The following is a 12,817-nucleotide window of genomic DNA, read 5'->3' as shown; positions in this document are numbered from 1 at the left end:
CAGGTAGCGCCTCAGTTCAACAAGCGATTATGTGACACGAACAACGTGTCCCATAAATACTAAAATGTTATATACCCAAGTAAAGTATGGTTAAACATTCTAAAAACATTCAAATATTAGCTTATGTATGTGCTCTAATTTTATTGCCTGGTTATTCTTTAGGTTCGATTGCTATTTGTTACATAACCTACAAATCATGGATTTCTCAAGAACTTTATATCGCTATACTGCTCTCAGCTTTTTCAGGATTTTTAATTTATTTTAGTGTTCAAAATTTTTACTTATTATGTCGCTTTATTAAAACACTTAAAATTAATTTAGAATTTGATCATAACGGTATTATTCTTTGCGAGAATGGAGCTAATAAGAGTTATTCTTGGAACGAACTAAAAAAATCAAAAGCTTACCCTAGTTGCCAAATATTCTGCCTCATTGATGTTAACGGTAACCATTTATTTTCCATTTGGGAGTATGCTAAAAATTATTCCGAATTTCGTAAAATAGCTCTGGAGAAATTGGGTATATAACAAGGTAATTATGGATGGGACGTCTAAAGCTTGGCTGGCGCTCATTCTTCGCGATTATAGCCAAGCATTTATACGCCCCATATTACGGCGTTAATTCAAAGCAGACAGCTATTAAACTTACAATAAGCACCATGGCACGCTTTTCCATTAAGCATCCCAACAAAAAGGGCAGATACGATATCTGCCCTTTTTAGTACTAATTACACTAAAGCGATTAGTACTTAGTAGCGCGGTAACGCAGGGTTACTTCACCGTAAGGCTGGTTGCCCTGAACACGTACCTTCCATTTGCCCGCAGTCGGGTTAGTGAACTGGCAAAGCTCTTCTGAGCCGCTGTTGCGCGAGGCGCAATCGGCATGTTTCTTCGTGCCGCGGCGCTGCTTGCTGACAAAGAGATCGGCTTCACCCCAGCCGCCTACCAGCTCGATATCCAGATAATCGAAATCGCTGGGTAGCTCTATGGTGAAGTTTTTCGGTTGGAATGAGCCGCTGATGGCGGTGAATTCGCCGCTTAACTCTTCGCTTGGCTTTGGCTCTGCCTTAATAGCGACGATCACAGGGTCGTGATCCGAAGCGCGGTACGCATGGTCAGCGTACCAGCTGGCTTGTTGCTCTTGTGTTTTAAATTCCAGATTGTAATCCAGCACGCGCGGTTCATCGGCATTGATATGCCAATCCGTTGCTGCGACCACCTTGGCCATCAGACTGGGTGATGCGAGGGCATGATCCAGACTACCCATGCGGCCTTGGAAGTTATAGGAGTAGCTCAGGTTATCACCGTCCAGAGTCGGTACCACATTAGCAAAACCGGCGTCAGCAAAGGCTTGCATAGGCTCTTCCATGGCGTAGGCATTGATATCACCTACCAGTATGATGTCCTCGTCTTCAACACCGGTTGGGTGATTAGCAAGCCAGCTGGCAAATTCATTGGCGCCGGCCACTCGGGTGGCGTTAAAGCAGGCCTGGCCGTCATTTTGATCGGCATCCAGACCTTGAGCGTTGCCACAGCCGCCTTTTGACTTAAGATGCGCAACGGCAACGGTCAGCACCTCATCGGTGGCAATATCTTTAAATGTTTGCGCTATGGCGGCGCGGTTGCCGTAGGCAAATGCACCCTGGTCGTTAATGGCGGCAAGGCCATTTTCCTCTACCTTGTCCTTGCGATAAATCAGCGCCGTGGTGATGGCATCGCTACCGACTTGGTCGACACCAAAATCGACAAAGGCATATTCGCCCTCGCTGCTGGCCGCATTCAGGGCGTTAACCAAAGAGCTCAGGGCACTGAAGTCACCAAAGCCATCGTTTTCGATTTCCATCAGGCCGATAATATCCGCGTTCATGGCGCTGATGGCGCTGACCAGTTTCTGCTCCTGGCGAATAAATTCTTCCAGGCTGTCGGCACCGCGAGCGGTGGGGAAGCCACCTTGCTGGCCATCACCATTGAAGTAATTTAAAACGTTAAAGCTGGCTACCTTGATATCACCCTGCTGCGTTAGCTGTGGCGCTTGAGTACGTGGATTGGCGGCAACAAACTGAGGTGCCGTGCTTGGGTGCAGACGGTAACGATCAAAACCATATCCCAGTACCCCGGTCAGGCCGCTGACCGTGTCGCCCAGGCGCAGCGTGTTATAGGCATCAAGACCCGGCGCCGGGTAGGCTATGTGAGCTGGGTTTTGACGGGTTGAGCCATCATCAAGCAGTAATTGCTTTAACAGGTTATCGGCTTCTACCGCATTGGCGGCAGCGCCGGGCAGGGCAACCTGAGTGCCTTGATACAAACGCTCGCTGGCCAGGCCTACTTCGCCGTAGCGCGCCAAGTTGTAGTTATCGACCACATACAGGGGCTGGGCAAGAGTCACCAGCATGCCTTCATAGGCTTCCAGGTCGTTTACATCCGCGACCGGCAGGGTCAATGGGGTTGCGCTCACCGCGGCGGTGCCACAATCGACCAGGGCGGTTACATCTTTAAGCTGGGTGGCGCCATAGTATTCGGCTACCGTGGCGATTAGGCGCACTCGCTCACCGACATTCACGTCATTATTCCTGTGATATACGAAGATACCTTCCGAGGTGCTTGGGTCGTTATCGCTTTGCAGTGAAGATAAGAAGAAGCCACTCAGTTCATTGCTGTTTTGGAAGTCGGCACTGACCACGGCCTCAACCACCACCTGCTCACCGGCCATGGGGCTGACCGCACCATTACCCTGAATGCTGTGGATGGCCGTGGCGGTATCGGCACAGGTGAGGCTGAAATCCGGCTCTGGTTCAGGCTCTGGCTCAACCGGCGGGTTAGTGCCCAGATACTGACCGAGATCGCTAAAGTTATCATTGCCGGCGCCGCTAAAATAAGCGCTTGGATCATAAGGTGAGGCGATATCCGTGCGTGCCGGTGTGCCATCGATGCGGCGCAAGGTATTGTTTTGTGTTGTACTTGTGCCAGCACCCCAGCTTGAGCCTGGGTCCATACCCACCTGACCCATGCTGTCGATAACCTCGCCTTGCTTGCTCAGTACTATGGCATCATCACCGTTAAACCAGCCGCTGCCATTGGTTAAAGAAGCGGTTGCAAGTATCTCTGCCGCCGCCAGACTATGAGCGGCAACATACACGCCTTGCGGTGCTAAGGTGCCCGTCAGCGGAAGGGTTAAGCCGGCGCTGCTGCTGCCGTTAAAATAAAAGGCTAACTTATACTGACTTAAATCGATTTCGCGGTCGGTCGGGTTGTAAAGCTCGATGGCCTTGTTATTGCTGCTGCCTTCAACGTATTCGGAGATAAAAATATCCGCTTGTGCCGAGAGCGACACAAAGGCGCTGGCAACCGCCAGTGCTATCGGTGTAAAGGTGTTTTTCATGGTATGAATCCCGTGTTTCTAGTTAGATTAACCCTTAAAGGGGTACATAGTTTACGGGGGAGAGGTTACACTTAGGTGTCAATAATTTAACCTAAATGTGATGATTTTAGGGTCTGTTGACCTTTGTTGTTTGTTTCTGCAGCAGTTTGTAGCGGATTTATACAAGGCGGCACATGTGTGGTGTAGTTATTCTACATGAACATGTAACAACACAGTAGAAATGCGCTACAAGCGCTGCCCTACGGGTTCATCTAAACGCATCCTGCTCTGTGTTACTCGCTATGAACATAGAATGACTATGCATCATAACGAGCGTCGTGATCAGAATGCGTTTAGATTGAACATAAAGTAAACCGCAAAGATAAACAGACCCTAATAAAAGGACGATAACCTAAGCTACCGTCCTCTAAGAAATTATTTCTCGTTTAGCCAAACAGCGGCTTGTTTGGCGAAGTAGGTAAGAATGCCGTCGGCACCAGCACGTTTAAAGGCCAGCAGGGATTCCATTATGGTGTCACGCTCGTTTAACCAGCCGTTGTTAATGGCGGCCATATGCATGGCGTATTCGCCGCTTACCTGATAGGCAAAGGTGGGTACCGCAAATTCGTCTTTTACGCGACGAACAATATCCAGATACGGCATGCCCGGCTTTACCATCACCATGTCGGCGCCTTCTTGCAGATCCAAAGCCACTTCACGCAAGGCTTCGTCCGAGTTGGCCGGGTTCATCTGATAGGTTTTCTTATCCGCACCCTTAAGGTTGCCCGCAGAGCCCACCGCATCGCGGAACGGGCCATAGTAGCTGGACGCATACTTGGCCGAGTAGGCCATGATTTGCGTATGGAGAAAGCCATGCTCTTCCAGGGCTTCACGAATGGCGGCGATACGACCGTCCATCATATCCGATGGGGCCACCACATCGGCACCAGCCTCGGCATGAGACAGCGCCTGCTTCACCAGGATTTCCGTGGTCACGTCGTTGATCACATAGCCGTTGTCATCAATGATGCCGTCCTGACCATGTACCGTGAAGGGGTCTAATGCCACATCTGTGATCACCCCAAGCTCAGGTACCGCTTCTTTAAGGGCGCGTACAGTGCGTTGAGCCAAACCTTCCGGGTTGTAGGCTTCTTCCGCGTGCAGCGACTTTTTATCGCCAGGCGTCACCGGGAACAGGGCAATGGCAGGCACACCAAGGGTTGCCAATTCTTTGGCTTCTTCAACCAGAAGATCGATAGACAGGCGCTCAACGCCCGGCATTGACTCTACCGCTTCGCGACGGTTTTTTCCTTCCAACACAAAAACGGGGTAGATCAGATCATTGACGCTAAGCTCATGCTCTTGGGTCAAACGGCGTGAAAAGTCGTTTTTGCGCAAACGGCGCATACGGGTGTAAGGAAATAAATCGAGTCCTGATTGAGGCATGGTGCTCTCCTGTACATTGAGTGTAAGCCGGCAAGGCGATGCCGCGCAGTATAGTTGGCCATTTTACCAGCTAATCCAAGGGGATGCTCTGGCAATGAGATAATTTGTTGATGTCGCGCATAGTTATCGGCGCGTTTGTTTTTAGCGGTCGAGGGCAAACAGGGTGTTGAAGTTGGCGATGCTGAGGGCGCTTATTTGTTCTTCCGGTACCCGATAATGTTCGCTTAGATGCGCAACTACATAGGGCAGATGAGCCGGTTCGCAGCGGCGTGATTTAGGCTTAGGGCGAATGGTGCGCGGCAACAAATAGGGGGCGTCGGTTTCCACAAGCAGCTTAGCCATGGGAATAACCTTAAGCGCATCGTTAAGCTCGCCGCTACGGCGCTCGTCGCATACCCAGCCGGTAATGCCCAGATACAGGCCCTGGTCTAAATAATTTTGTGCCTGCTGGCGGTTGCCGGTAAAGCAGTGCAATACCCCGCGGGGTTGATACTCACGCAGCATGGCAAGCATATCGTCATGGGCATCACGCTCGTGTAAATACACCGGCATATTGAGCTCGTTAGCAAGTGCTAACTGACTGGCAAATATTTTTCTTTGCTGGGGGCGAGGTGAAAAGTCACGGTTATAGTCAAGGCCGCATTCGCCTATGGCAATCACTTCCTTGGCCTGGGCCATGGCGCTGAGATTGGCGGCGAAATCGTCCGTGGCATCCTTGGCATTGTGGGGGTGAATGCCGGCGCAACTATAAAGGTTAAATTGCTGCGCCAGAGCCAGCGCTTCTCGGCTGTCGGCTTCATCGCAGCCGATCACCATCATGGATTGAACGCCGGCCTCGCGAGCGCGGGCAACAACGGCATCAAAGTCATGGCGAAATTGACTGCTGCTGAGGTTAACGCCGGCGTCGATCATATTAGTCGGTGCGTTTTACGCGGATACTTTTATTGCTGCCTTGTTTTTTCAACAAGAAGGAATTGAACATGGCGCGACTGATCACTACGGTATCGTTTTTACTGATACGGAATGATTCAGTGCCAACCTGGCGCCAGCGCTGACCGTTGTCCAGGGTAATGATAAGCTCACCGTATGGCGCTTCTTTAATGCTGCTGACCTTGGCTACAAGTTCATCACCATTTTCTTCATTGCGCTGTTTGTGCTCTAAGCCAAAATCACCCTTGTCTTTTTTGCCTTTGTTGGCGGCGTTTGCATTGGCATTGCCTGCTGCAGCGGCAGAAGCCTCTGCGCCTTTGCCTTGTGACTTACCAGCCTTGTTAGCAGGCACATTGGTGGGCACATTGGCAGGCATGCTGTCGATTGGTTTGCCGGCCATGATGTTGTCATAACATAAAAGGCGACGAAAATCGTTTTCGATAAAGCTACACGCTTTTAAGGCCTGAATATTTACACCATCATCGGCCTGAGCCGTGGTGCTTAGGGTGGCTAGTAATGCTAGCGAGGCGGGCACGAGGTATTTTTTCATTGCTTTTCTTCCTGTGATTCTTCCGATGACGGTTTCGCGCTGTAAAATGCAGCCAAAATAAGGCCAAGCTCAAATAATAACAGCATGGGCAAGGCAAGCAAGGTTTGTGATAGCACATCCGGTGGCGTTAGAAACATCGCCAGTACAAAGGCACCGACCACTATATAAGGGCGCTTTTCTTTAAGGCTGGTGGTCGAGGTGACGCCGCTCCAGCATAACAACATGATGGCGACGGGAATTTCAAAGGCGATGCCAAAGGCCAAAAACAACTTAAGTACAAAGCCCAAGTAGCTGCTGATATCTGGCGTCAGGGTCATGACCTCGGGGCCAATGCCGGTGAAAAAGCTGAGGATAATCGGCAGCACGACAAAATAACAAAAGGCGATACCGCCGTAAAACAGAACTATGCTTGAGAGCAGCACGGGGATCAGCATACGCTTTTCATGGGCGTACAAGCCGGGCGCTATAAAGGACCAGATTTGGTGCAAAATAAAGGGAATGGCGGCAAAAAGCGCGACAAACAAGGTCAATTTAAAGGGCGTAAACAGCGGGGCCGTCACATCTGTGGCGATCATCTGGCTGTTTTCAGGCAGATTTTCTACCAAGGGGTTGGCGACGAAGGAGTAAATATCATTGGCGAAATAAGCCAGGCCAATAAAGATCACCAATACCGCAATCACAGAGCGCAACAAGGTGTTACGCAGTTCAAGTAAGTGCGAAATAAAGCCGGATTGCGCGGGTTCAGTCATGATTTTTCTTTGTGCTTTGCAGGTCGCTGCTGGTGTCTGTGGTAGGCTCGGACGTTATGCCCGCTTGCTCTTTACTCTGGACGCTTGTTGCCGTGCTATCCGTATTCTCATAGCTGCGTGTGACCGACTGTGCGGCGCGCTGTAATTGCGCCACCGATTCTTGCAGTTCCGGGGAAATATCGCTCATATTTTGCTGCTCGGCTTTTTTGAGGTTCTGATGTAGCTCATGCACGCGCAGCTCTTCGCTGACTTCGGCGGAAATATGATTAGCCATGGTTTTGATTTTGCGTATCCAGGTGCTGACGGTACGTATGGCCACCGGCAAACGCTCGGGGCCCAATACGATCAGGCCAACTATGGCCACAACCAGCAATTCCCACATGCCCATCGGCGCTTATACCTTGTCTTTATCTTGCGCAGCGGTTTTATCGGCGGCCGGGTTGGTCGCGTTATCTTGCTCGCTGATCTTTTCTTGAGTGGTCGTTTCGGTTTTATCTTCGTCTTTTACGGCCTTCTTAAAACCTTTCACCGCACTGCCTAGATCGCTGCCGATGTTACGTAGTTTTTTGGTGCCGAATAGCAATACGATGATCGCTAAAACGATAAGTAGCTGTACCCAGCCGACGTTACCAATGCCCATATTATGTACTCCAATATGCGGATAATTGTTCGACGAGTATACCTTGTACTACGTCGAGCTAATAGTATAAATCTTTACGGGGGAGACCCTATCCCTTTCGCCAACCCAGCCAACAAAGGCCTGCTCCCAAGGTGGCGCTAAGTGCGGCCCCAGTATACCAGTGGTTGATGACCAAAATACTACTGACTATCAAGGCACTGCAACCAATTAGGGTAAGCAGCACGGGTTTGTGGTTATTGGCCTGGGGTGGCGGCTGCAGATGCTGGCGCTTCAGCGCGTGATAGAGCAAATCCGGGATCTCGGGCATCTTTTCCGCCCAAAATGGCAAATTAGCATACATTTGCTTGGCCACGGCCCAAGGACCTACTTGTTGTTTGACCCAATCTTCGAGGAAAGGTTTCGCCGTTTGCCACAGGTCCAACTGCGGGTAGAGCTGACGACCCAGGCCTTCAACATAGAGCAAGGTTTTTTGCAGTAACACCAGTTGCGGCTGCACTTCCATATTAAAGCGTCGCGCCGTGTTGAACAGGTTAACGAGCACATGGCCGAAGGAGATCTCCGCCAGTGGCTTATTAAAAATGGGCTCACACACGGTGCGAATGGCAAATTCGAATTCTTCTATGCTGGTATCGGCAGGCACCCAGCCCGAGTCCACATGCAGCTCCGCCACCTTGCGGTAATCGCGGTTAAAAAAGGCGATAAAGTTCTCAGCCAGGTAGCGTTTATCGTCCTTGTTCAGGGTGCCGACAATGCCGCAGTCTATGCCTATATACTGCGGGTTGTGCGGGTTCTCGTGAGAGACAAAAATATTGCCCGGGTGCATATCGGCATGGAAGAAGCTGTCGCGGAATACCTGAGTAAAGAAGACCTCAACGCCACGCTCGGCCAGCAACTTCATATTGGTACCTTGCTTAAGCAGGGCATCGGTGTCGGATACGGGAATACCGTAAATGCGCTCCATCACCAGCACATTGCTGCGGCTGTAATCGCTGTACACATAGGGAATGTAGAGGGATTCAGAACCTTCAAAGTTGCGTCTGAGCACAATGGCATTGGCGCCCTCACGCATTAAATCCAGCTCATCGAGCAGGGTTTTCTTATACTCTTTGACCACTTCAACCGGGCGTAAACGACGGCCCTCGCGCAGTAATTTGGCCACCACCTTGGCGCATTGTTGCATCAGGGTGAGGTCGGCATCGATCTGCTTTTTGATATCGGGGCGAATGACCTTAACCACCACTTCCTGATGCTCGCCGCTGCCATCGGCCAGCTTGGCGGTATGTACCTGAGCGATGGAGGCAGAGGCTAATGGGGTGGTGTCGAATTCGCTGAATACGACGCTAATATCGTCGATTTCTAACGCCTGTTCGATAATTTTCTGCGCCAGGTCGCCGCTAAACGGCGGCACCTGGTCTTGCAGCAGCGCCAGTTCGTTGGCGATCTCAGGAGGCAAGAGGTCGCGGCGGGTAGACAGCATTTGTCCAAATTTAATCCACACCGGCCCTAGGGTTTGCAGGGCCAGGCGTAGGCGCATACCAGCGGGTTTGTCGCGATGGCGGTTGCGCAACCAAAAGGCGCTGCTTCTGGCCAGTTTGGCAAACCAGGGCAGTTTATGGCGCGGCAGCAGCTCATCAATGCCGTATTGCAATAAGGTTTTGGTGATGAAATACAGTCGCGCTACGGCCACAATTAACCTCTTGTTTGCTGCATTGGCATTTGCGCCAATAGTTTATCTAGGCGCTGTTCCAGCTGTTGGACATCGCTCTTTAATTGGCGATTCTGACGCGTGAATTGGGTCAGTTCCAGCGGGTGAATGCTTACTTTAAGCTCGTCTTGTAACAGCGTCAGCAGGATATGATCCAGCTTGCCTTGTGCTTCTAACGCCCGGGCTTTGCCTTGGCTGACAGCTTGCCATAATAACTGCGCTGGCGCATCGCCGATATATTGCGACCAATGTTCCGGCCAGTCGATATCGAGCTCGCTAAAGGCCTGACTAAAGGCCTGGGCAAGATGAATATCGCCGTCGATATCGAGTTTATGCTGGCGGATAAGCTGGGTCAGGCGCGATGGCTCTTTAAGCTTCATCAGGGTGTCGGTATCGGCACTGATAAAGCAATCACTGTACTCGGGCTGTGCATCGTGCACTTGCAGCATCAGGCCTTCGCTGGCGTAGACGACGCTGATAAATTGCTGCCAGTCGCGCACATGTACCACAAGGCTTTGCCCCTGTACCTTGGCAAGACGGGCCTGCACCTGGGGGGCGAGGGAGATTAGCCTGTTGGCGAGTGTTTCTATGGCGGCGATAGCAAAATGCCCGAGCATGGCCGCTCCTTAAAACTTAAAGCCGCGATGCAGGGCAACGATACCGCCGCTCATATTCTGATAGCTGGTCTGCTCAAAGCCCACGTCTTTCATCATGCCCTCTAATGTTTCTTGATCCGGGTGCATACGAATAGACTCGGCAAGGTATTTGTAAGACTCGCTGTCATTGAGCACTACCTGGCCCACCTTAGGCAGAATATTGAAGGAATAGATATCATAAAGCTTAGTCAGTACTTCATGCTCAGGCTTGGAGAATTCCAACACCAGCAGACGACCGCCTGGCTTAAGCACGCGATACATGGAAGCCAAAGCCTTGCTTTGGTCGGTCACGTTACGTAGACCAAAGGCGATGGTGATCACGTCTATGCTGTTGTCCGGAAACGGCAGCTCTTCGGCGTTCATCTGTACATATTCGATGTTGCTGACCAGGCCACGGTCGCGCAATTTGTCACGACCTACCTTGAGCATCGAATCATTGATATCGCCCAAGATCACGCGGCCGGTATCGCCAACCAGCTGGCTGAATTTAGCGGTCAGGTCGCCGGTACCACCGGCTAAGTCAAGAATTGTCTGGCCTTTGCGGGCGCCCGAGCTGGCTATGGTTACGCGTTTCCATAGACGATGAATGCCAAAAGAGAGCAAATCATTCATTAAATCGTATTTAGCTGCGACCGAGTGGAAAACATCGGCAACATGAGCCGCTTTTTCGTTTGCCGCGACCGTTTTATAACCAAAATGCGTGGTTTTTTGCTCAGCTTCTTTCATGGTAATTCAAGCCTAGAGGGAATTTGGCCATAGTGTACTTGAGGGCCCGTAACAGCTCAAGGATTAAGCCATTTTTACGCCTGCCATGATTTTCGCCAATGTGACCTAATAGCCGTGCAATCGCAGTGGGGTGAACAAAAGAAGGGAGATTTGGTCGCATCGACTTTGACACACATAGCCGCTGGGCTAGAGTAGGGCATCATAGTGCATTGCAATAACGAGAACAGAAATATGCAGTCTCCCTTTAAGTTGAAAACATTGGCCCTGGCCACTGCCTTGGTATTGGGCGTTAGTGCCTGTGCGGCGCCCAGCAAAACCGCGCCCCTGAACCAGGATGAGACCTTTACCCAGGTCGCCGAGCAAATCGTCAAATATCGCGAAAGTGTGAATCCTTACAGGCAAGAGGTGGACGGTTATCTGCTGGCCAACCTCAGCCCCGAGTACCTCAAGGCGCAGTACGAGCAACGCCAGGCCTTGCTTGCCCAGCTTGATGCCATAGATAGCGAGGCACTCAGCGGCGAGAACAAGATCAATCTACAGATTATCCGCGCTCAGGTGCAGAACCAGCTGGATGAGTATCGCTTTAATACCCACTATATGCCGCTGACCTCAGAGTACGGCTTTCACTCGTCGCTGTCCTTTATGGTTGCCCGTGGCGATTACAGCTCAAAAGCTGGTTTTGAAACCTACCTTAAGCGCTTAAGCCAGGTGCCGCGTTTCTTCGAGCAGAATATTTATTGGATGAACAAGGGCCTGGAAACCGGTCTGACTCAACCTAAGGCGGTGCTCGCCGGTTATGAAGAATCCATCAGCGCCTTTTTGGTGGATGATGTTACCGAATCCGAGTTTTATGCGCCCTTTAAGCAAAATACCGCCGGTATCAGTGATGATGAATTTGCCCTGCTGCAAAACCAGGCCAAGGAAGTGATCGGTAAGCAGGTGTTGCCAGCGTATCAGGGGTATTACGACTTTTTCGTTAACACCTATCGCCCCGGTGCCCGCGATACCATAGGCATCTCGAATGTGCCTAACGGCGAGGCCTTTTATGCCAATCGCGCCAAGCATTACACCACCACCGAGATGACGCCAAAGGAAATCCATGAACTGGGTTTGCAGGAAGTAAAACGCATCCGTGGTGAGATGCAGGCGATCATCGATGAGCTTGGCTTTGAAGGCAGTTTTGCCGACTTTGTTGAGTTCTTGCGTACCGATCCGCAGTTTTACGCCACCACCCCGGAAGAGTTGCTGAAGGAAGCGTCTTATATCGCCAAAAAGATGGACGCTCAGTTGCCAAAATTGTTTAAGGAGTTGCCTCGTAAGCCTTATGGTGTTGCGCCGGTTCCCGCCAACATAGCCCCTAAATACACCACGGGCCGCTACTCGGGCTCCAGCCGTGATGACGAAGCTGGCTTCTACTGGGTCAACACCTATGCCCTGGATAAGCGCCCCTTGTATGTGTTGGAAGCACTGACCTTGCACGAAGCGGTACCGGGTCATCACCTGCAAATTTCCCTTAATGCCGAGCTGGATTACCTGCCAAGCTATCGCCGTAATGCCTATCTATCGGCCTTTGGTGAAGGCTGGGGTTTGTACAGTGAATACTTGGGTATTGAAGCGGGCTTCTATCAAGACCCTTATAGCGACTTTGGTCGCCTCACCTATGAAATGTGGCGTGCGGCGCGTTTAGTGGTGGATACCGGCATGCATATGTTCGGTTGGTCGCGCCAGCAGGCGCTGGATTTTATGAGCGAAAACACAGCATTATCACTGCATAATGTGAAAACGGAAACGGATCGCTATATCTCCTGGCCAGCTCAGGCACTATCGTACAAAATTGGCGAGCTGACCATTAAGCGCTTACGTGCCAAGGCGGAAAAAGCCCTGGGTCATGACTTTGACGTTCGCGAGTTCCACTATCAGGTCTTGCGTCATGGTTCTATTCCACTTAATGTACTAGAGCAGCAAATTGACCAGTATATTGCTGAGGCATTAGCGACCAAGAAAAGCTAGAATGCTGAAATATTACAAGAAATTGGGCGCCTAAGGCGCCCAAATAGT

General features: G+C 51.0%; 12 protein-coding genes. 2 read left to right on the top strand and 10 right to left on the bottom strand.

All coding sequences use genetic code 11. The features are described 5' to 3' along the window. Window positions 1-86 precede the first annotated feature (86 nt). On the top strand, window positions 87-527 hold the full coding sequence (locus C2M34_RS15720; protein ID WP_158681404.1) for a hypothetical protein: 441 nt from the start codon (window positions 87-89) through the stop codon (window positions 525-527). A gap of 214 nt (window positions 528-741) precedes the next feature. On the opposite strand, the gene C2M34_RS07665 is transcribed toward C2M34_RS15720, so the two are convergent. From C2M34_RS07665 to ubiE, 10 genes are all read right to left on the bottom strand, one after another. After that, on the bottom strand, window positions 742-3,378 hold the full coding sequence (locus C2M34_RS07665) for an ExeM/NucH family extracellular endonuclease (RefSeq protein ID WP_105258468.1): 2,637 nt from the start codon (window positions 3,376-3,378) through the stop codon (window positions 742-744). A 414-nt stretch (window positions 3,379-3,792) separates the two neighbouring features. Continuing rightward, window positions 3,793-4,803 carry a porphobilinogen synthase gene (gene hemB / locus C2M34_RS07660; protein WP_105258467.1) on the bottom strand — a complete coding sequence of 337 codons (1,011 nt, stop codon included), beginning with the start codon at window positions 4,801-4,803 and terminating at the stop codon, window positions 3,793-3,795. A 141-nt stretch (window positions 4,804-4,944) separates the two neighbouring features. Beyond that, entirely contained in the window at window positions 4,945-5,715 is a 771-nt protein-coding gene (locus C2M34_RS07655) for a TatD family hydrolase (RefSeq protein WP_105258466.1), read from the bottom strand. 1 nt (window position 5,716) lies between these two features. Continuing rightward, complete coding sequence (locus C2M34_RS07650; RefSeq protein ID WP_105258465.1) at window positions 5,717-6,283, bottom strand: hypothetical protein; 567 nt, start codon at window positions 6,281-6,283, stop codon at window positions 5,717-5,719. Then, entirely contained in the window at window positions 6,280-7,032 is a 753-nt protein-coding gene (gene tatC, locus C2M34_RS07645) for a twin-arginine translocase subunit TatC (protein ID WP_105200360.1), read from the bottom strand. Before tatC ends, C2M34_RS07650 begins: the two co-directional genes overlap by 4 nt. Further along, window positions 7,025-7,420, bottom strand: coding sequence for a Sec-independent protein translocase protein TatB (gene tatB / locus C2M34_RS07640; protein WP_105258464.1), 396 nt, complete (start codon window positions 7,418-7,420; stop codon window positions 7,025-7,027). Before tatB ends, tatC begins: the two co-directional genes overlap by 8 nt. Window positions 7,421-7,426: 6 nt before the next feature. Next, window positions 7,427-7,672, bottom strand: a complete 246-nt coding sequence (gene tatA, locus C2M34_RS07635) for a Sec-independent protein translocase subunit TatA (protein WP_105200358.1) — start codon at window positions 7,670-7,672, stop codon at window positions 7,427-7,429. Between the two features lie 88 nt (window positions 7,673-7,760). Beyond that, complete coding sequence (gene ubiB, locus C2M34_RS07630; RefSeq protein WP_105258463.1) at window positions 7,761-9,359, bottom strand: ubiquinone biosynthesis regulatory protein kinase UbiB; 1,599 nt, start codon at window positions 9,357-9,359, stop codon at window positions 7,761-7,763. A 2-nt stretch (window positions 9,360-9,361) separates the two neighbouring features. Further along, window positions 9,362-9,994, bottom strand: coding sequence for a ubiquinone biosynthesis accessory factor UbiJ (locus tag C2M34_RS07625; RefSeq protein WP_105258462.1), 633 nt, complete (start codon window positions 9,992-9,994; stop codon window positions 9,362-9,364). Between the two features lie 9 nt (window positions 9,995-10,003). Then, window positions 10,004-10,759 carry a bifunctional demethylmenaquinone methyltransferase/2-methoxy-6-polyprenyl-1,4-benzoquinol methylase UbiE gene (gene ubiE, locus C2M34_RS07620; RefSeq protein ID WP_105200355.1) on the bottom strand — a complete coding sequence of 252 codons (756 nt, stop codon included), beginning with the start codon at window positions 10,757-10,759 and terminating at the stop codon, window positions 10,004-10,006. 231 nt (window positions 10,760-10,990) lie between these two features. On the opposite strand from ubiE, the gene C2M34_RS07615 reads away from it, so the two are divergent. Further along, the gene (locus tag C2M34_RS07615; RefSeq protein ID WP_105258461.1) at window positions 10,991-12,769 is read left to right on the top strand and encodes a DUF885 domain-containing protein; all 1,779 of its coding nucleotides are present in this window, start codon (window positions 10,991-10,993) and stop codon (window positions 12,767-12,769) included. The last annotated feature ends 48 nt before the right edge of the window (window positions 12,770-12,817 follow it).

Origin of the sequence: Pseudoalteromonas sp. T1lg88, assembly GCF_002964765.1 — a bacterium.
Classification (GTDB): Bacteria; Pseudomonadota; Gammaproteobacteria; order Enterobacterales; family Alteromonadaceae; genus Pseudoalteromonas.
Note: the sequence above shows the minus strand (reverse complement) of the source record. Positions and strands in the feature narration are given on the sequence as shown.

Bases quoted from the DNA above. Each gene is read 5' to 3' on its own strand.
- C2M34_RS07665 (WP_105258468.1), bottom strand. From the start codon at position 3,378: ATGAAAAACACCTTTACACCGATAGCACTGGCGGTTGCCAGCGCCTTT.
- C2M34_RS07625 (WP_105258462.1), bottom strand. From the start codon at position 9,994: ATGCTCGGGCATTTTGCTATCGCCGCCATAGAAACACTCGCCAACAGG.
- tatC (WP_105200360.1), bottom strand. From the start codon at position 7,032: ATGACTGAACCCGCGCAATCCGGCTTTATTTCGCACTTACTTGAACTG.
- C2M34_RS15720 (WP_158681404.1), top strand. From the start codon at position 87: ATGGTTAAACATTCTAAAAACATTCAAATATTAGCTTATGTATGTGCT.
- ubiE (WP_105200355.1), bottom strand. From the start codon at position 10,759: ATGAAAGAAGCTGAGCAAAAAACCACGCATTTTGGTTATAAAACGGTC.
- tatB (WP_105258464.1), bottom strand. From the start codon at position 7,420: ATGGGCATGTGGGAATTGCTGGTTGTGGCCATAGTTGGCCTGATCGTA.
- hemB (WP_105258467.1), bottom strand. From the start codon at position 4,803: ATGCCTCAATCAGGACTCGATTTATTTCCTTACACCCGTATGCGCCGT.
- C2M34_RS07655 (WP_105258466.1), bottom strand. From the start codon at position 5,715: ATGATCGACGCCGGCGTTAACCTCAGCAGCAGTCAATTTCGCCATGAC.
- C2M34_RS07615 (WP_105258461.1), top strand. From the start codon at position 10,991: ATGCAGTCTCCCTTTAAGTTGAAAACATTGGCCCTGGCCACTGCCTTG.
- tatA (WP_105200358.1), bottom strand. From the start codon at position 7,672: ATGGGCATTGGTAACGTCGGCTGGGTACAGCTACTTATCGTTTTAGCG.
- C2M34_RS07650 (WP_105258465.1), bottom strand. From the start codon at position 6,283: ATGAAAAAATACCTCGTGCCCGCCTCGCTAGCATTACTAGCCACCCTA.